General features: G+C 46.4%; 13 protein-coding genes. 11 read left to right on the top strand and 2 right to left on the bottom strand.

Features of this window, described 5'->3' with window-relative positions:
- The 3 genes from AAC978_RS15420 to AAC978_RS15410 all read left to right on the top strand — a co-directional run.
- The coding region (locus tag AAC978_RS15420) for a cell wall-binding repeat-containing protein (protein WP_341548961.1) at positions 1-2,170 on the top strand (2,170 nt) is incomplete at its 5' end.
- Positions 2,171-2,789: 619 nt separating this feature from the next.
- Positions 2,790-3,215, top strand: coding sequence for an SMI1/KNR4 family protein (locus tag AAC978_RS15415; protein ID WP_341548960.1), 426 nt, complete (start codon positions 2,790-2,792; stop codon positions 3,213-3,215).
- Positions 3,216-3,219: 4 nt separating this feature from the next.
- Positions 3,220-4,101 carry a teneurin-3 gene (locus tag AAC978_RS15410; RefSeq protein ID WP_341548959.1) on the top strand — a complete coding sequence of 294 codons (882 nt, stop codon included), beginning with the start codon at positions 3,220-3,222 and terminating at the stop codon, positions 4,099-4,101.
- 227 nt (positions 4,102-4,328) lie between these two features.
- Here AAC978_RS15410 and AAC978_RS15405 read toward each other — a convergent pair whose 3' ends face one another.
- Positions 4,329-5,627, bottom strand: a complete 1,299-nt coding sequence (locus tag AAC978_RS15405; RefSeq protein ID WP_341548958.1) for a sensor histidine kinase — start codon at positions 5,625-5,627, stop codon at positions 4,329-4,331.
- Entirely contained in the window at positions 5,624-6,349 is a 726-nt protein-coding gene (locus AAC978_RS15400; RefSeq protein ID WP_341548957.1) for a LytR/AlgR family response regulator transcription factor, read from the bottom strand. The genes AAC978_RS15405 and AAC978_RS15400 overlap by 4 nt, the downstream gene beginning before the upstream one ends.
- A gap of 91 nt (positions 6,350-6,440) precedes the next feature.
- Here AAC978_RS15400 and AAC978_RS15395 point away from each other — a divergent pair, with 91 nt between their 5' ends.
- From AAC978_RS15395 to AAC978_RS15360, 8 genes are all read left to right on the top strand, one after another.
- Entirely contained in the window at positions 6,441-6,743 is a 303-nt protein-coding gene (locus AAC978_RS15395) for a cell wall-binding repeat-containing protein (protein WP_341548956.1), read from the top strand.
- Positions 6,744-7,236: 493 nt separating this feature from the next.
- Positions 7,237-8,712: a helix-turn-helix transcriptional regulator gene (locus tag AAC978_RS15390; protein ID WP_341548955.1), complete on the top strand. Its 1,476-nt coding sequence runs from the start codon at positions 7,237-7,239 to the stop codon at positions 8,710-8,712.
- Between the two features lie 146 nt (positions 8,713-8,858).
- The gene (locus AAC978_RS15385; protein WP_341548954.1) at positions 8,859-9,176 is read left to right on the top strand and encodes a hypothetical protein; all 318 of its coding nucleotides are present in this window, start codon (positions 8,859-8,861) and stop codon (positions 9,174-9,176) included.
- 77 nt (positions 9,177-9,253) lie between these two features.
- Positions 9,254-9,721 carry a zinc ribbon domain-containing protein gene (locus AAC978_RS15380; protein WP_341548953.1) on the top strand — a complete coding sequence of 156 codons (468 nt, stop codon included), beginning with the start codon at positions 9,254-9,256 and terminating at the stop codon, positions 9,719-9,721.
- Positions 9,722-10,074: 353 nt separating this feature from the next.
- A complete protein-coding gene (locus AAC978_RS15375) occupies positions 10,075-10,827 on the top strand; it encodes a zinc ribbon domain-containing protein (protein WP_341548952.1) in 753 nt (250 codons plus the stop codon).
- Positions 10,828-10,908: 81 nt separating this feature from the next.
- Complete coding sequence (locus AAC978_RS15370) at positions 10,909-11,493, top strand: hypothetical protein (RefSeq protein ID WP_341548951.1); 585 nt, start codon at positions 10,909-10,911, stop codon at positions 11,491-11,493.
- Between the two features lie 31 nt (positions 11,494-11,524).
- Positions 11,525-12,262, top strand: a complete 738-nt coding sequence (locus tag AAC978_RS15365) for a hypothetical protein (RefSeq protein WP_341548950.1) — start codon at positions 11,525-11,527, stop codon at positions 12,260-12,262.
- A 15-nt stretch (positions 12,263-12,277) separates the two neighbouring features.
- Positions 12,278-18,820, top strand: a complete 6,543-nt coding sequence (locus AAC978_RS15360; RefSeq protein WP_341548949.1) for a vWA domain-containing protein — start codon at positions 12,278-12,280, stop codon at positions 18,818-18,820.
- Positions 18,821-18,830 lie beyond the last annotated feature (10 nt).

Here is an 18,830-nt window from a genome sequence, read left to right as displayed (position 1 = left end):
CGGAGTCACAGTCACCAACGGAGTGGGAACCATCACCATCACCCCGACCGGAAGCGGAACCATCACCGTAGACGGAGTTGCAGTCACTAGCGGAAACGCCTCCGCTCCAATCGCGCTGACACCGGGCGTGGAACGGACGATCACCGTCGTTGCCATAGAAGCGGGCAAAACCGCCAAAACCTATACCATTAAAGTTACCCGGGCCATGCTGACCCAAGCTACGCCGACGTTCAGCCCGGCAGGGGGAGCCATAGCCTTTGGCAGCACCGTTACTATTACTTCAGCAGGAGCTGACCATATTTACTATACAACGGATAATTCAGATCCGGGAACGGTAGTAGCAGGATCGACTCAGGAATATACGGCTCAGATAACCGTAAATGCTGCCATGACCATCAAAGCGGTTGCAGTCCGAGTAGGTTACAATAACAGCGCCATTGCTAGTGCTACCTATACCCAAGCTTCAAGCAGAGGAGACGGAGGCGGCGGAGCAGGGACTTCCCCAACTCCTCCGGTAGGATCCAACTCGGGCACGATTACTGGGGAGGTTATTGACGGTGTAACAGGAGAAGAAGTCAAAGGGATTGAAGCCAAGGTGTCGACGGCAACTAACGGATCAGCCGTCGTAGAAATAAAATCCCAGGAGGCGATTCTCTTTAAACAGCCCGACGGGACCCAGAGCCCGGTCGGCAATTTGAGCAAGCTGGGATTCTCTTCGGTCACCAACCAGGATGCCGGCATTACTATAAAGGCGGACGGTACTATCGAAATCAGCAACCTAGCCGGCTCCACAGAGTCGCAGTTTGCTGTCACGTTTGATCTGGGCAACGGCCAAATAATAACCATCGGTACGATCGAAGTCAAAGTGAGTAATAACGGCCAAGTCAGTAGTGTTACCAGTACTTTGATCGATCCTTACGGTATCGTCCGTGATTCTACCACCGGGCAGACGATTACCGGTGTACACGTTACCTTATACTATGCCGATACAGCGAGAAATGTAAAAAATGGCAAAACTCCCAATACCCACGTGGAGCTGCCGATTTTGGATGGCTTCGAACCCAATAACAATAAGAATCCTCAGGAAAGTAGCAAAGAGGGCGCTTATGCCTTTATGGTCTTTCCGACCACAGATTACTATCTCGTAGCCACCAAAGAAGGTTATGAACCTTATAAAAGCATGACCATATCTGTCGAACAGGAAATCGTTAAATGGGATTTCAAAATGAATAAAGCGATTGTGGGATTACAGCGACTCGCTGGAGAAAACCGTGTGGATACGGCTCTTGCCATAGCGAAAGCCAACTATACCACCAAACTTCAAAATGCTGTTCTGGCCACGGCTTCCAATTATCCGGACGCCTTGGCGGGCAGCGTCCTGGCCTATAAGCTCAATGCGCCGATCCTGCTAGTGGGCAGTACCGAGGCAGAACAGAAAAAGCTCCTGGATTATCTAAAAACAAACTTGGATAGTGCAGGAACAGTCTATATCCTAGGAGGAACCGGCGTTGTCGGGCAGGAAGTCGTAAACAAAATTAGCGCGGCTGGGTTTACCAAGATTACCCGACTCGGCGGCGAAAACCGCAGCGAAACAGCGCTGAAGGTCGCTGACCAACTGGAAGTGCCAGTCGGCAGACCGCTAATTTTGGTCAATGAAGCAAACTATGCCGACGCCTTGAGCATCAGCAGCAGCGCGGCGGCGGCAGAGAGTCCGATTTTCCTGGTAGAAAAAAATGGGTTCAGTGCAGCGGTCAGACAAAAGATCGCGGAAATCAAGCCGATAAAAGTTTATTTGATCGGAGGCGAAGGGGTTATCAGCTCAAAAGTCTCTGACCAGGTAGCAGAAATAACCGGATTAAATGAGGACAACATTATTCGGATGGGCGGAGCGGATCGCTACGCCACATCGTTAGTTATCGCCAAATACTTTAACCTCTCGGGTCAAAGCGCCTGCATGGCCACAGGTAAGAACTTCCCGGATGCCTTGGCCGGCAGTGTTTATGCTGCTAATTACAATGCACCGATTATTCTGGTAAATGACAGTATCCCGGATGAAACCAAGGAATACCTGAAAACCCGAAAAATGGTCGGAGGGGTTATCTTTGGGGGAGAAGGAGTACTAGAGAAAAAGATTGAAAAGGAACTATTGGAATTATTGGTTAACAAATAGACACTGTTGTAAGTCAATAGAAGGAATGAAATCGGTTTTCATTGACTTGTTGTCTACATTTAGACAAATTTAAGTTAAGGTAATGCCGCAAAGACTCTAACAGGTCCTAGCGGCATCTTTTTTGTATCCTCAAGGCACTATGAAGAAGGGTGGCTTACGTCAGAAAAGTAGTAAATGGTGTCGATATGTTCCCAAGAACCTCAAAAACGTTGATATGTTTCCACATACCGCTATAACACTAAAAAATGGTTGACTTGTTCCCGAGAACCCCGACATCAATAATGAACACTCGAGCCACGTTGAGACGGTAGTATTGATTACGAGGGTGGAGAAGTGAGTGTAATAAAAAGCCTGTAAACAAAGGATTTCTGGGGCTTTAGGGTGAAAATGGGATAAGCAATAATTGTGAAAATATCTGTTCCTGGAAACAAGTCCAAAGGCAAGATTTTGAACGTGACAGAGCGATTTAGATAACATGGGCTTGTAGTGGTCGATTTAGATGTTTTTTGGATTTTCCCGGGGGTTTGTGGACGGTTTAAGATGTTAGGGAGATAAAATGAGAATTTGTCGAGTAGATTTGAACTAATGTTCATTATTATATTTTATGGGAGTGATTAATATGTTATCTGATGAATTAAGAAATATAGTCAGTGGGTTAAACTCACTTGGAAAAATGAGCTTCCTGACAGGAGCAACGAATGAGCAGATTGAACTGTTTGAAAAAGAACACGAAATCAAGCTCCCTTTGAAATTCAAGGAATGGCTGCTGTTCTCCGATGGCGGTGAGTGTTTCTTGCCTGCTGGAATTCAATTATACGGCGTAGCACATAAACCAGTAATAGATGTGAACGACAGTGACAGACCTAATGAAAACTATATTGTTATCGGAACATTATCTTCCGGTGATCCGATTGTATGTGAAAAAGCAGGAGAACAAGTCTCCATTTATAATCATGAAGCTGGAAAGATTGAGAGCGATGAAACATACTCCGACTTTTTTTGCTTCCTTAATGGCCTTAATGAATTGCTGGGCATAGGAGGTTGATGCAATGTCAAAACGAACCTCCGCAGCGAATAAGGCTATTGCACTTGCTTGGTCTAAAGAGCAAAAACTAGTTCGTGAAGGCAAAGGTACGCGCGATTGGACGCCGGAACAACAGCAAGATATACTTGATAGAGGAAAGGCATATGGTGACGATGGAAAAGCATTTGAAGGTCATCATATGAAGAGCGCAGAAAAATACCCAGAATATCAAGGGGATTTGGAGAATATCCAATTCCTATCAAGGACTGAACATTTTACTGCACACGATGGGAATTTTCAAACCCCTACGAATGGTTATTACAATCCAACCACTGGTGAGACAAGTGACTTTGGCTTAGACAAGTATGAGCCGTGTGAGATTCTTGAATTAAGCGAGCCAATAATAATAAGCACGAGTGACCAAGCCCAAAATAAAACTAACAATACAGATACTTCGACCACTGAAAATGTAGGCAATACCAAAGCAGTCATACCACCTGGTTCAATAAACGCGTCGAAAAAAGGGTTTATAGGCACAGTTAAACATTTTGCAGGTAAAGCTATGAAATTTTATATTCGCTACAAAAAAGTCATAGACCCGATAGTAATACCAGTTGCGCTGGCTACAGTCGCCGTAGTAAAAGAATCTCTCGATAGAAATTCTAGAAGCACCAATCAGAACAAAACTGATGTGGATGATTATTTTACTTATGACCCAGACAATCCTGATGTTGATGATTATTCTGCTTATGACTCAGATCCTGATAGCACAAACAAAGATATAATCGAACGATCTTCGCCGAGCGAACACATTGTAACCGGGCACGGACAGCATTATCACACAAAAGAAGGCACGATATGGAAAGATAAAGAGCCGTATCCTCGTGGCAAGAACTTAGATGAATGAGAAATCAAGGCACTCTACGTCGTAATTGATACCCCCAGGGATTCTTTTATCCTGTCAGACTTCCATGCCGCATAGTTTTAGATAGGTTTCTACACACTGTCTTATTAGGCGCTTACATTTGAGTAATAAAAATGAAGAAGTCACATGTTTGTAGTATTCACTATACACATGTGACTTTGCTTTATGCAATTATGAAGGTATATAGGTGGGGAGTATACCATACCTATTCATTTGTCCAGCGGCAAGACAATTCTCAGGGTAAATAGCTCGCCCTTGGCTTCAAAGGAGCAGTAGCCATTATATTTCTCAGCGATCATCGCCATGCTTTTAACCCCAAAGCCATGCCCCTCACGGCGGCTTTGGGGCAAACCGTTCTCCATTGCCACCTCACCCGTGAAGCTGTTCTCGATAAAAATCAGTAAATTGTCCTTGTGGGTTTGGCAGCTGATTCTTACTTTTCTGAATTGGTCATCAGCAACCTGTGCTGCAGCCATAATGGCATTCTCCAGTCCGTTTGATAGCAGGGTACAAAGCTCTGTTTCGGATAGGGAAAGCGACTGTGGCAGGTCTGCCTCCACTGAAAGAGCAACGCCATTTGTTTTTGCTTTCGCCGCACAGGAGGACAAAATCAGATTGACAGTGTTGTTCTTACAATAGCGGTGAGGCGTGATCTCATCAATATCCGCCTGGGCACTCCTTACATATTCCTCTGCCTTTTGACTGTCTCCAGCGGCAAGGTAACCGCCAATCAGAGCAAAATGATGCCTCATATCGTGGCGGTATATGGCGGACTGCTCCTGTGTGGCTTCCAGGGCAGACAACTGCTGATTTGCACTCTCCAGCTGCAAGGATAAAACCATCTTTACCCCCTGCAAGACTTCCTTTTCACGAGTAGATTTTGCAATGTCCAAAATCAGAATATAAGCGGTAAGAGTGATAATAAAAATAAGGATGCGCAGAGAAAAGACTTCTGTAGATATGGCAGCGGTAAAATTGTACATCCCCAGCCAGTAGTTAGATATATTATAAGTTAACGGAAGAAGGCAAAGCTTTAGGAAACTAATTCCGTTAAAGTTTTTGTTCAAATAATTAAAATTTGGCTTGAAAAAGCGGTAAATAATCGTCAACATAACCGCACAAACGGCAATGTAGGAAATATAAAATCCTGTCGGATAAAGCCATTTGGCAGTTTTTGAAATGATGGTCAGCACCACATTGGCAGGGTAGATCATAAAAACGGCGGTAAACAAAGCAAATACAACTTTGATAGCGGCTGTTTTGGTCGTAATCCAAAAAATCAGAAAGATGGGTACGTGAATGACAAGTACATAAATCTTCATATGCTGGTCCGGCGGCAAAATCAGGGAAAGTGCCATATTCACTGCCAGAACCAGCAAATTGCCAACTCCGAAAAAAATACGCTGAGTTTTTTTGAGGTCTTTGATACGGATATCTAAAAGAAGCATCTGAGCACTAATACCAAAAAGTATGGTAATACCAATCAAAAAGCTAGAAAAAAAATTCATCGTTCCACCCCTTTTTCCAGAAACAGATGCTTCATATATGCTTCTCGTACCTTCCTGTAAAGCAGGCGGGAAATCGGCACGGTTTTTCCGGCATGGGTGATAAGCTCCTTTGCTCCGAGCTCAGCCACTTGCCACAGATTGACAATATAGGAGCGTTGCACCTTGACAAACTCCGGTCGGGATAAAAGCTGGTCCTCGATATCCACCAGAGGTGAAGACACCTCCCGTACGCTTCCGTCTGCCATGTTAAAGTACAGCTTTTTGTTCATGACCTCTACAAAGGCCAGCTTGGAGAACAAAATGCGGGTCAGGCCTGACTGAGTTTTGACTGTCAGACCCTCCAGCGGTTTTTGTTCCTCGGCAATAACGGAATCCAGTATGGAAAAAAGCTTGTCCTTAGAAACTGGTTTGAGTATATAGTCATAGGACTTGACTGCATAGCTTTCCACTGCAAATTCCGGCGAAGAGGTAAGAAAGACAATTTTTACTTCTGTGTCAAACCCCCTAATCTCATGAGCGGCCTCCATACCGGTCATACCAGGCATCAGAATATCTAAAAGCAGCAAATCGTAATCTGAGATGCTCATAGTGGAAAGAAGCTCTGTAGCGTTGTGAAAAGTCTTGTAGATAAGACCGGCTTTTGTATCCTTAAGATATGTATCTAATAAAGATGAAATTCGGTCAAGCTCCTGCAAATCATCGTCACAAACTGCAATTTTCAAATCATCTCAACTCCCATAAGATAAAAACCCAGCTTAAATTTACCATGAAAAGTCCTCCCTTGCCAGACCGATTTTACATTTCAGGCAAAGTATGACCATTCCTGTCGAACAGGAAATCGTTAAATGGGATTTTAAAATGAACAAATCATTAACAGGGATACAGAGGCTTGCGGGACAGATTCGGGTGGATACCGCGCTGGCGATAGCCAAAGCCATCTATGCCGACGCCTTAAGCATTAGCAGCAGCGCGGCGGCGGCCCTGAGCCCGATTATTCTAATAGAAAAAGACGGGTTTAGTGCTGCGGTCAGGCAAAAAATCGTCGAAATTAAGCCGGTCAAAGTCTATTTGATTGGGGGCAAAGGGGTACCAGCTCAAAAGTCTACGAGCAGATAACGGAAATCACCGGCTTGAATCAGGATAACATTATCAGGTTGGGTGGAAATGATCGTTATGCCTGAAACCAAGGAATACCTGAAAGCTCGAAAAATGACCGGGGGATTATTTTGGGGGGAGAAGGGGTACTGGAGAAAAAGATCGAACAAGAACTATTGGAATTGTTGGTTAACAAATAGACAATGTTGTAAATCAGATTGATGGAAACCTTCACAGGACAAAAGGCTATTCCGTAATGGTTGAACCTATGGTATACTAATAATTACCAAAAAGAATAGAGGGTAGACCTTCGGCAAAGATTGATCCGAGTAAATCCCAACGCAAAAGAAACAAGCTGAAAGGCTTGTTTTATGCTATGGGCCGTTTTTTCCGTTAGTCGGTATGGATTCACGGCTTGCTCAAAATCATCTAGTGATAAATTTCTCTATAGTGCTAGTGCTTTTGAGCCATGAGTATAATTTCATAGTGTGGTCAAGAAGAAGGGAGAGGTGATATGGCCAATTTGGCGGAGAAGAAAAGGGGATACCCCTCAAAACTTATGTCGTCTTTACGCGACCTTTTGAGCGCACAGGAGATTCTGGCGCTTCGGAATATCAGACTCGGTTATCTGCAATATTTTTTCGCCTTCCCCCTGGCAATGATATTCATCAACATGCAGGACTTTCTTCTGGGTGATGGTATCCATGTGCATGGATTGGCTCAGACCACCATCACGTTCATTTCGTTTGTAATTGGAGCCATCCTGATGTTTGCTTTTTCCAACGAAACAAACATTTCTGTCATTTCCAAAATCTCTGCCTTCATTACAGTGGCAGGGTTTATTCCATGGCTTTTCCTGCCGGACGGCTATCCTTCCTTAGTATGTGCTGTAGTTTTCATGGCAGGTATTGGTGGGTGTGTATCCAGTAGCAGTTTTTCCTTTGTGTTTGTCCTCAACAACCCTGAGCGCTTCTTCGGAAGCGCATTGATGCTTCTGGTTATCGAACTGGTCGGGTTAGGCATCGGATTCATCCCTATACATACCATTGCCCGGAAGTCCTTTGCCCTGATACTAATCGCCGCTATTTCTATTTGTGTGTATTTTTCCAGAAATCAGGATTTTGTTAGGGCGGGGGGGAAAACGGTTAAAAAATTCGACATGAGCATTTGGTTGGTGCTATTTATCCTTTTTGCTTACTTTACCATTCGAATCACAGGCTTTTATGCTCCGGCATTTCAGCACCCGTCTGCCGCGCAGCTATGGGACGTACTCGCGCTGATCCTAATTCTGCTCTGCATCATCCTACAAGTGGTATTCAAATTCAGTGTTTGGACCATGTGCAATGTGTTTTTCCTCACCGCAATCATGAGCCATGTCATGTGGTATTTAAAGCTGTTTAAGCTTGCTTTTATGTTTTCCGAGTTAAAGGAAGTCGGCTTTTATATATCGTTTTATCTGATAGGCTGTGTTACAAATAAATTCTGCGATTTTCGTATGCACAAGCGCCTTATTCTTGTGTGTATGGCGATGATTGGCGTCCTATATGTGGGGATCGACCTCCTACATACAATGATGTTCACCCAGTCTATTGCCGTCGTTGCAGCCTCTGTTCTGTTTATCATATTTCTGCTGCTTTCCCCCGCCTACTCGCAGTATCTTTTTTTTGCTGACTGGTCGAAGGAATTCCGTCTGACATACATGTCCTGCCTTACAAAGGATAGCACGCAAGCAGGCACAGCAGAAGAAAAGCAGCTTCTAAGATTGGAGGACAGCCACCTTTCTCCACGCGAAAAGCAGGTGGTTCTGTTGCTTTTGCAGGGGCTGACGCTCAGACAGGTTGCTCCGGAGTTGGGGCTTACCGTTTCTACAGTTTCCACATACAGCAAGGCCATTTATAAAAAGCTCGGCATCAACAGCCGTGCGGAATTGTTTATGCTGTTCGGGCACCAGCGAGGAGACGGTTCATCCACAACTATCCGGAAGGAATAAGCAAAAAGCCAGAAATGTCAGATTTTCATACCCCCTCCCAATTTTGGGAGGGGGTATTTTTACGCCAACTCCTAAAATTGGGGCATTACATGAAGGGGAAATTTGATAGAGAATGGTGCTATACAAAAAGTGAGAGGAGGTAAACCATGCACTGGTTCAAGGCTATCTTATCGCACAAAATCAACCATCCCATTCCCCCTGTGGAAATGGACGCAAATGAGGAAAAGCTGTGGCGAATATCCCTGCTCACAGTCGACGAGCGCAAGGCATTTGAGTGGTTTCGACTTGGCTATACAGCCAGATGGACAGCCGAGACCATGCTACTTGACCGTAAGACTGCCAAAAGACTATTTGACTCCATCTATCACAAGCTGTGTGTAGTTGATGAAGCAGAGGTTAGTAGGGTGTATCGTACATCAGAGCTCATACCGGAAGGACTTCCCCCAGAGGAGAATAACCCATAGAAATTTCCACGGACGCGCGGCAGAAGACAAAAACCATTGCTTCAGTAGCAGGATGAAGTGTGAAAGGAGAATTTCAAGTGGCAAATGATCTGTTTGGTGGACTAAACGTGTTGATGAAGGGGCTTTCCGGTTTTATGCCCCAGGACGATCCGGAGGTAAAAGTAATGAATGCCCAATCGGATCTAAGTGATTTGCGGAAGCAGGAGACCGAGCTCTATGCCGAAATAGGCAGACAGTTGTTGTCTAAGAACAGCGGGCAGTTCCCTGAGCTAGAGACTAAGCTTAAACTAGTACAAGCGAACCTGACAGAGGCACAGAGCAAACTGGAAGCTGCTCAAGCGGAAAAGATGCAGAAGGAACAAGCAGAACAGTTAACGGAGGAAAAATGCACCTGTCCTGAATGCGGTTATCGTAATTTAGAAAATATAAAGTTTTGTCAGGAGTGCGGCGCAAAGCTGGGAGCATCCAATTGCCGACAGTGCGGCGTAGCCTTGGCACCTGGAACACGCTTCTGTGGTGAATGCGGTGCGAGACAGGAGGCTTGAAGGATGGCAAGCTACAAGCAGCCCTGCATCCACTGCGGCTCGTATATTGAGTCGGATTCGCGTATATGCCCCGCTTGTCAAAGTGGCAGCCCTTTTGGGTTTCTCTGCCCCACTTGCTTGCGTCCCATACAAAAAGGTCAACCGATTTGCTCCGGCTGCGGCAGAGCGCTTTATGTCCCTTGCCTTGCCTGCGGCAAACAGACTTTCGTACAGGAGAAATGTGAGCAGTGTAGCGGTACACTCATGATCCGCTGCCAAAACACCCGATGCGGTGCACCTCAATTCTTTGAAAATACAAAGTGTACCGCCTGTGGTAAAAAAATCAAATTTACTAAGAAATAAGGTGAAAAATTATGATGCAATCCTTTACAAGAAATTATGAAGATAACTCCACAGAAGCAGGGTTCCAGTTCACTTTCTATTGTGATCTGTGTCAGGACGGATACAAAAGCGGCTTCGTGGAATCCGAAACCTATAAAAAAAGCCGTGGTCTGCGCGGTTTGGCAAGCGGGGCGGGGGTTCTGGGAAGCCTGTTCGGTGGTAGGCTGGGAGACCTTGGTTACTCGCTGGAACGCGGCGGGGATATTCTTTCCGGGCGGTTTGAGGGCATGAGCCCCGAATGGCAGAAAGAGCATGAAAAAGCATTTGAGCGAGCCAAGAATGAAGTACAACGGCATTTTCATCGTTGTCACGGTTGCCATCAGTGGGTGTGTGATTCTTGTTACAACGAGGATGAGATGCTCTGCACAGACTGCGCACCACGGCAGGAGGTAGAAGTGGCAAAGGCTAAGTCAGTGGCCATGCGCCGTAACATTGATGAGTACGCCGAGGGCGCTACTGTCTGGAAAGGAAAGCTGGAAAGCAAGACAGTAGTTTGTCCTTCTTGCAGCAAACCGGCGGGTACCGGGAAGTTTTGCAACAACTGCGGCGTGTCGCTGGCGCTGGCAGTTTGTCCTAAGTGCGGAGAAAAAAATGCCCAGGGAGTGCGTTTCTGCAATCAATGCGGCACGTCAATGAGCGCACCTGTAAAACAAAAATGTCCAAATTGCGGAGAAGAAAACCTCCCCGGAACCAAATTTTGTGGTAGCTGCGGGAGCAAGCTGTAAGTTTAATGTACTGCTATCCTACAGTACTAAGACCCTTTCCTAGCGTAGCATGACAAATATTTATATTTTTTGGAGGTTTATATGAAAAGATTTATTATGCTGTTTATATTATTAATTTTAGCTGTCTCGCTATGTGCCTGCAGTCAAAAAGAATCAAGCACTCCACCAAATGCATCTGAATCTTCTTCCTCTGTCGCGATGAAATCAGACGGTCAGAAAGACACTCCATCTGCTCAGAGTGAAAATGAGCAAGAAAGGAAAATGAGTATTGAAATTTCCCCACCTGATGGTTGGAAGCTGATGGAAGGTTCCGTTCTGCCTGTGCATCACATGAAAAATACTGCAAGCTTCATGGTTAAAGAGGAACCGTTCACGAGTGGTACGCTTGACGGAGTGGTTGACGAGGCGCTCGAAATCTATAAAAAGAGCTTCGATAACCTTGCCGTTCAGGGGGAGGTTGAAACGATTACCATTGACGGCAAAGAAGCCAAAAAGCTGACCTTTACCTGTGTAGTCAGTAAGATGAATATGAAATATCTTTATGTGTATCTTTTCGCAGAGGGGAAGACCTATGTGATCACGTTCGGTGATTTGGCAGACAGCTTTGATTCTCTTTCTGCCGACTATACAGCGATTCTAAGCAATATTGAATTCAAGGCACTTTAATGTAAATACAAAATTAGGGGGAGTATTTAAAATGACAAGTAGAAAATTTATTGTATTATTTTCATTTGTTTTTCTGATGGGTATGCTGTTAAGCGGCTGCGGCGGCAGCCAGACTGCCAATAAACCGACCAGCAATCCTCCAGCCTCGGCAAATTCTGAAACAGCTATAGATCCGAAAGAGAATCCTGCCGAAGCACCTAATGAAAAATCTAAAGAAGCTCAAGAAAATGTAAACAACACCAATGGTAAGGTTGATGAGCTGGGGGACCGTCTCGCCAAAGTTTATACCGATATGCTCCAAAGCGGTAAGTATTATATGAAATATCGCACTATCATTGAAGTAGATGGAGAAAAGAGTGAGGCGATAATGGAGTCAGCAATAAACGGTGAAGACTCCGCCATGATAAGTACCATGCCCGAAGGGAAAAGCCACATGGTGTTTAGAGACAATAAAACTTATCTTATTGACTACGAAAGTAAAACAGTCCTGGTTATAAAATCCGTTGAGTCGGAAGCCGATGATCTGGATACAGACGGATTACTCTATAAAGGGAACGGCAAAGAAGATTTCCTCGGCAAAAATCTTGTTTATGAGGAATACACCACATCAAGCGGCTCAATGAAATATTTCTTCGAAGGCAAAAAATTTGTGGGCATGAAAGTACTTGCTGAGGGAGAAACCGTGGTCATGGAAATCCTGGAAATGAGCGACAAATACCCTGCTGATATCTTTACCATCCCAGCAAATTTCACGAAAGAGGAAATGTAAAAAGAGGATGGTGGTGTGTTCGTGTTCATCAAGAAAATGATTTCCTGTCTTTTGGTCCTTATGCTGGCAATGGGAGGCCTCAGCGGCTGTGGTAATCAAACTACGGCAGTAGATACTCTTAGTGATAACGAGCGTTATAAAGATCTTCAACCACCAAAGACCGGTCCGGTAGGGGAATGGGATATTCCCATTCCCGCCATTAACCCCCTCGGCTCCCAAAGCCTATACAGCGCTACTGATTATACCACTGGTGGCCACGAGATGACCTATATTGACAACTTCTTGGAGAATACTTGCTCTGTGGAAGGAGAAAAATGGACCTTACAGGTCAACGACCCTTCAGGAGCCCCCCTCTATTTCTTAAAAAAATATGCGGTCGAAAACAACATGAAGGTTTTTACAAGCCTTTATGGTGATCGCCTTACCTTTCAGCTGGCCAAGGACGAGGATAGTCTCTGGTGGGCTGATGCAGTAGCTGAGGATAACGGTTATATCCTAAACGTGGTGAGAGAGCTCCGTGTCCCGGTGGGAAAGGAAAAGAGATTTACCCTGGCAGATTTGGATCCGGAGACCGAGAAGGTTTCTTTTAGCACCGTAAGCACGGGGAAGAATTTCCAATCCGTAGCCTTAAAGCTCCCTGACGGGAACCTCGATCTCACCATCAGTGGGACCAATGCTTCCGGTTTCGTTACTCGAAGCATTTACGATTCCTATAACTTCTCCGCCCTTAAGACTAAAGAATATGTCATTGATAGCTTACCCCAGGGAGAAAGCTCCATCACTTGGACATTTTCCTGGGAGGCTGAGTCCAAGCCCACTGAGTTTACTTTTCTCCTGAGCGAATTACAGGAACTCCCCACCGTAAAGCTCGGGGGCGAGCTCGGAGCATTGAAGGTGTGCGGAGTTCCCTTCGGCAGCGTCGTTGTGGAACCCCAAAAGGGTTCGCAGATCCTCCATACAGATATCCCATCCCTGGCGGAAGGACCGCTCAGGGGAGATATCACGCCTGAGGGGGATACCCTTTTTTGGCTACCCTCCGGCTTATGGAACGTGGTTCTTGAGGCCGATTCAGCCGGGCTTCAACACAGTAAAGCCCGCATGATACCGGTTAACGCAGGAGAGACAACGGTCCTGACCTTCCCAACGTCTTTGCAAAGTGCTTATTTTCAACTCAATCAAACATTTGCCGAACCGGAAGAACTTACCGGTGGCATCGAGGTTATCGAAACCAAAGATGCCGGCAAGCAGGCTACTGTCTCCCTCTTGGTTCGCGATCCGCAAAAAAGAGATATTTTTCCCACCAAAGATAATACCCAGATCCTTGAAGGTGGCCAACCGGTAGAAATCACTGATATTACTCGTCAGATTACTCCGCCCAGCATTGTTTTAGTCTTAGATTCCTCAGGTTCCATGCAGAAAGAAATGGCTGCCACTGTGGAAGCAGCCAAGAAATTCATAAACAGTTTGCCCGATAAAACCTATATTAAAGTCCTTGACTTTGATTCCAGTGTTAAGGTCCTGCCTGGTGAAACCAAGGAAGCGGTGCTCAAAAGCCTCTCCACTATTGTTGCCGAGGGCTCAACCGTGCTTTTTGATGCCACTCTGGAGGGTATGCGTCTCCTCAAAGACAAAGAAAGGCCGACCTTAGTTGTCTTTGCTGACGGTGCTGATTCCAGTTTGGATGGTCAGGGCGTGGGTAGCAGTTCCGATAAACAAGCTGTTCTGGAAGAGATACAGAACATGAAAGTACCCATCTTCACTATCGGTTTTGGTGCCAAGCCCGATGCGACAGCCATGAAGGAATTCTCGGCCGCTTCCGGTGGGCGATATTATAGTGCTAAAGATGAAGAGGCTCTCATCGAAGTCTTTACAGCCATCAGCGGAACTTTTGGCAACTCTTTTGCTATGACCTATAAACGTCCTAAGGAAGCCAGCCCTTCGGAGACCCCGATCGTCTCCCTGGTCTTGGATGCTTCCGGTTCCATGGATACAGATCCTACCGAAGAAGGCTGCGATTACCGCCTGGACAAAACCAAGGTCCTATTCCACGACTTTATTCAGAAACTCCCCGGTCATTATTTGACCCAGCAGATCAGCTTTCAGACAGCGGCCATGGGTGACCCTATCATCCGGCAGGGCCAAGTCACAACTCAGGATAAGAATAAGCTCCTGCAAGGTTTGGGAGAGCTAAGCGCCGCTGGAGGGACACCGATTGCCCAGGCTATCACCATTGCCTATGAAAATATTCGCACCGTTCCCTCAACGAAGAAAGCCATCGTCTTTTTGACGGATGCTGGTCTCGATGTTGAGGAAGAAGAGCAAGCGGAATTCGAGAAGATCCTTGCCCTGATCAAGAAAGACAATATTGCCGTACTTTGGGCAGGTATTGGGGTGGAGGAATATAAAGATGTCTTTGCCAAGACTGCCGCACTTTCCGGTGGCAGCTATATCATCAGTGACGAAGCGGCAGGCTTGGAATCCGCCCTGGGTGAGATGCTGGCCTCCATTGAAAACATGGAGGGTACCCAAAATATCCCGCTATCGATACAGATTAACGACAAAGCGGCCTCCGGCACTCTCTTAAGCTATGCCGCCAATACCTATGTAAATTTTGCCCCTCCCCCAAAATCAGATCAGATCATCGCTCCCGATGTGGTACAGCTTGCTACAGGAACGCCCCTCAAGCGTTACGATAATCAAGCGGCCAACCTGGTCACCGGCACAGGTGTTCCCGGAATAGACACCATTCTCACCAAAAGAATTCCTTTTAATGCCTCCGCCGGCAATAAAGCCATGGATCTGACTGTCCAAGAAGCCTATTATTTCAGTAAGTTTAAAGGTCTAGAGCCACCAAGTGACAAACAATTTTTAGCTCTGGAGCTTACCCTGAAAAATACCACAGCGGATAAAATTCCCTATCTTATTCCCAGTATCTACTCCCACTTCTATATCAATATTAACAATGAGGGAAGTTATCCTGTCTCAGAGGTAACCTGGCTTACGGAGACTCCCCTGGCCAACCCGGGAAACCCGGCTATTACCATTCCTGCCAAAGAAGAGCTAGTCGGAACTCTGGTCTTTCTTGTCCCTAATGACCCGGTAACTCAGACTTCCTTGCATTTTTATGATGTCGATCAGGATCATATCCATCTACCCTTGATTGGTAAGCCGAATAAAACCCTACAGCAGCTGACCAGTCTGCCGAAGGAAGAACCGGCCAAAATTACGGATGCCTTTGCTATGGCCGTTACTGCTGCGGATGTAGTCGATAAAATCGATATTTACCCCGCTGAGCCCGCTAAGGATCAACCGGTTTTCCGGGTAGTCGAAGGCGCTTTCTCAACCAAGGTTCAGGCGCTCTTGGACATTAATCCCAAGGACAGATTATGGTTAAAGATCGACACGGCCAACGGCCCGCTACTAACCCAAATGAGTGACGTTACCACCGTGATGCCCATGGGCTTTTCCGCTCCGGTGATGCTGGCGCCAGCCTCCACCAATAGAGTTCGGTTTGCCTATCCGTTTGCCAGAGCATTAAGTAGTTCTAAGGCAGATATCTGGGGAGATTTGCGCGGCGGCAACCTGGAAATTCCGGTGGTTAAAGGCAACCCCTATGGTAAGGCCGTTAATAAACCTGCTTTCTCTGGGGACGGATTGCAAATGAAAGTCAATTACCTGACGACCTTAAAAGGGATCGAGAGCTTTGGTGACCGGTGGGTAATTGCTGATGTGACCTTTACCGATACCAAGGATGGTTTCGGTACGGCAATCCCCTCGGATTTTCTGAAGCTTATCCACAAGGATTTTGTCGAAACCACCAACATGCAGAAACAAGGCTATAAGGCAACCGGTAGTAACTTGGGAGACCTCTCGAACGGAGTTGAAAGCGAAGGGATTCGTGAGTCCAGCGCCTCGGAAGATTACTTGTATGGTATTGATGGTGAATGGGCTGTCTTCGACGGCGGAGAACGCCGCGGCTTCATGTTCTTCCAATTGCCGGAGTCAGGTCAGGTGAGTGACTGGTCTTTGCAATCTTCTTACCTGAAGGAATTAAATGTGCCCGTCACTCAAGAACCCTATGTCGATGCAGGGCTGCTGATTTATAAGGAACAATATCAAGTACTTGACAACGAATTCGAAGCTCGCCTGGATGAAGCAGTAGAGAAAGCGATTCTTAATTATCAATCCCGCAAGGCCTCCGAAGGTAAACCTGACAAGATTCAAAGAGTAACCTTCAGCCAGGAAGAAGGGAAAAACAGTATTCCCAAACCTGCCATCACAGTCGGTGGTGCCCAAAAGCTGCATAACATCACATCCCTGGAGGATTTCAGCAAAACTTTGGATGTTTTACGCTGGCTGCCCAGCCAGGATACCCCAGGCTTCTATCGCTATGCTCCTGAAGCTGTCCTGACCCAAGGCTGGGGCACAGAGTGGGATTTAGCGAACATGGCCATGGGCCTCCTGTCCAAAGCAGGCTGCACGCCCCAATATCGCACCATTGCTCTGACGGATGAAGGTAAAGCAGCCCTTCTGAAGCTGCCGGAAGCCCAAACAGAAAAGCAGGCCAAGGCATATGAAGAAACCGGTAAGAAGGGGATCACTGGCTTCTTCTCTAGATTATTTGCTAAGATTGCCGCCCTGTTTTCATCGCCAAAGGAAGTGGAAAAATTACCTGAGACGCAAGTGGCAGTAGATAAGATCCGGGAGAACGGGTCAGAGACTCCTCCGGATTCGGAAGTGGCGGCAGAAGAGGTAACTGGAGAAACAACCGAACAAGAGTATACGGAAGAAGAAACGGCTGAAGAAGAACAGGCTGCTGACAACGAAGAGCTAACAGAAGAGGAGCCCATAGAAGATGAGTCGACCATGCCTGAAGAGAATCTAAAAGAAGCAGAGCATGCTGATGAAGAGACGAGCACCGAGAAAATGAACATCCCTACTGGCACCATCCCCGGGATTGCCTATCAAACTCCCCAAGGCGAAAGTAAGTTGCTGGTAATTCCCTTTATGAAGGACATTTCCGAATTACAAGGGCTGGTTTATATTCCTCACTTACAGATCCCTGTTGATTTTGCACCTGTCCAAGGAACCATCCGAATCTCGGCCAAGGCGGAGTCTTCCGGCATGTTATTTCAGGAGGCTGCAGGAGATATCGTCAGTGCCCTGGGCGGTGGAGGCGAAGCGACAAGCGAGTATGAGAGTATTACTCTGCTGGAAAAGGAAATCTCTTTACCCACACTAAGCCTGGATGCGGTAGACATCGGTTATCTGCAAGCAGGATCAGCTCAAGGAAAACGCTTTACCGCTGCCCTAATTACCCCGGAAGGGGTGGAGGCCGGCACAGGCATCATCGACACGGGAGCAAATCCTCCCGTTGGTGTTACTATCGAAATAATTTTACCGGAGAAGAGTTTAATTCATGAAAGCCCCATTACGAAAGGTGAGGGTCTGGACACCATCTATCATACCTTGGCGGTTAACCTCCCCGACTTAGCGGGTGATTCTACAGAGATGCTGGAAACGGCTTCTGCCAAAATCCATGAATCTGCTGACAACCCTGATTCCTTCTCAACTTTAAAATGGTACAGCCGCAACATTATCGAACGCTTCATAGCGAATCAAACCACCTTTGATGCCGAACAGCAGACAGAAAATGGCTTGCTGCTTGGGCGTACAGCCAAAGAACGATGTATCGTTCTGACCTCCCGAATGGGTAAAGACGCTAAAATTTATTCCACGCTTGATCTTCTTCAGACCAACAATCAGGTTCACAACGGCAGCCAAGCTGTCCAGGCGGGTTATAACATCGTAGCCGGACTCTATGCATCTTCTCTGGAAAGTGCGGTTTTGACTGGAGAGAACAAGGCTGGCTATCAGGATATTTGGTCCGGAACGCCTGCTGATACCTCCCTTATGTTGATTCCCAATGAAGATGGCCGGGATTTGGTTTTGGCGGAGATGAGAAAGTCTGAAAAATACCCCGAACGTCTCCTGGCCAACATTGCCAACAGTGACAAGGTAATCATTGCTCCCGACCAACCAGGTGAGTACATGGGGCAAAAACGTTGGGCTTGGCTGGAGATTGATCCCGTGACCTATGAAACTATCTCAGTCATCGATACGGGTGAGCATGCCGGTATGGCCAGCTATGCCATGGCCTTAATGCCCGGTGAAGACGATACCGGACAGTATATGGTTGGGGCTCTCATCGGGGTTGATGTAGCCCTGTGGTCAGTCTGTAGCTTCTCACTCATCCTAGATGATTACCAGGAGATCTTGACCGAGGCCAAAGCCATGGCTATGGGTATCGGTGAGAATTTGGACATGGTGATGAAGGGATATGGCGGCGGGAGAAATGCCGGTGAAGGTAAGGTATCAGGGGATCTCAGTGCCAAAGGCTTGCCTCTTAAAATAAGCGGGGAGTTAGAGTTTGGCGATAAGGTCAAGGGGAAAGTTGGGATAGGTCAGAATCTTATCGGTTTTACCGATGGATTTAACGATGCTGTTAAATTGTACTTTGCTACAGCAAAACCCAAAGAACCGGGTAAAGGCCCATGATGAGGAGGTA

It is taken from the genome of Desulfitobacterium sp. THU1, from assembly GCF_038181555.1.
GTDB lineage: Bacteria > Bacillota > Desulfitobacteriia > Desulfitobacteriales > Desulfitobacteriaceae > Desulfitobacterium.
Note: the sequence above shows the minus strand (reverse complement) of the source record. Positions and strands in the feature narration are given on the sequence as shown.

Bases quoted from the DNA above. Each gene is read 5' to 3' on its own strand.
- AAC978_RS15365 (WP_341548950.1), top strand. From the start codon at position 11,525: ATGACAAGTAGAAAATTTATTGTATTATTTTCATTTGTTTTTCTGATG.
- AAC978_RS15410 (WP_341548959.1), top strand. From the start codon at position 3,220: ATGTCAAAACGAACCTCCGCAGCGAATAAGGCTATTGCACTTGCTTGG.
- AAC978_RS15375 (WP_341548952.1), top strand. From the start codon at position 10,075: ATGATGCAATCCTTTACAAGAAATTATGAAGATAACTCCACAGAAGCA.
- AAC978_RS15385 (WP_341548954.1), top strand. From the start codon at position 8,859: ATGCACTGGTTCAAGGCTATCTTATCGCACAAAATCAACCATCCCATT.
- AAC978_RS15390 (WP_341548955.1), top strand. From the start codon at position 7,237: ATGGCCAATTTGGCGGAGAAGAAAAGGGGATACCCCTCAAAACTTATG.
- AAC978_RS15405 (WP_341548958.1), bottom strand. From the start codon at position 5,627: ATGAATTTTTTTTCTAGCTTTTTGATTGGTATTACCATACTTTTTGGT.
- AAC978_RS15395 (WP_341548956.1), top strand. From the start codon at position 6,441: ATGACCATTCCTGTCGAACAGGAAATCGTTAAATGGGATTTTAAAATG.
- AAC978_RS15415 (WP_341548960.1), top strand. From the start codon at position 2,790: ATGTTATCTGATGAATTAAGAAATATAGTCAGTGGGTTAAACTCACTT.
- AAC978_RS15370 (WP_341548951.1), top strand. From the start codon at position 10,909: ATGAAAAGATTTATTATGCTGTTTATATTATTAATTTTAGCTGTCTCG.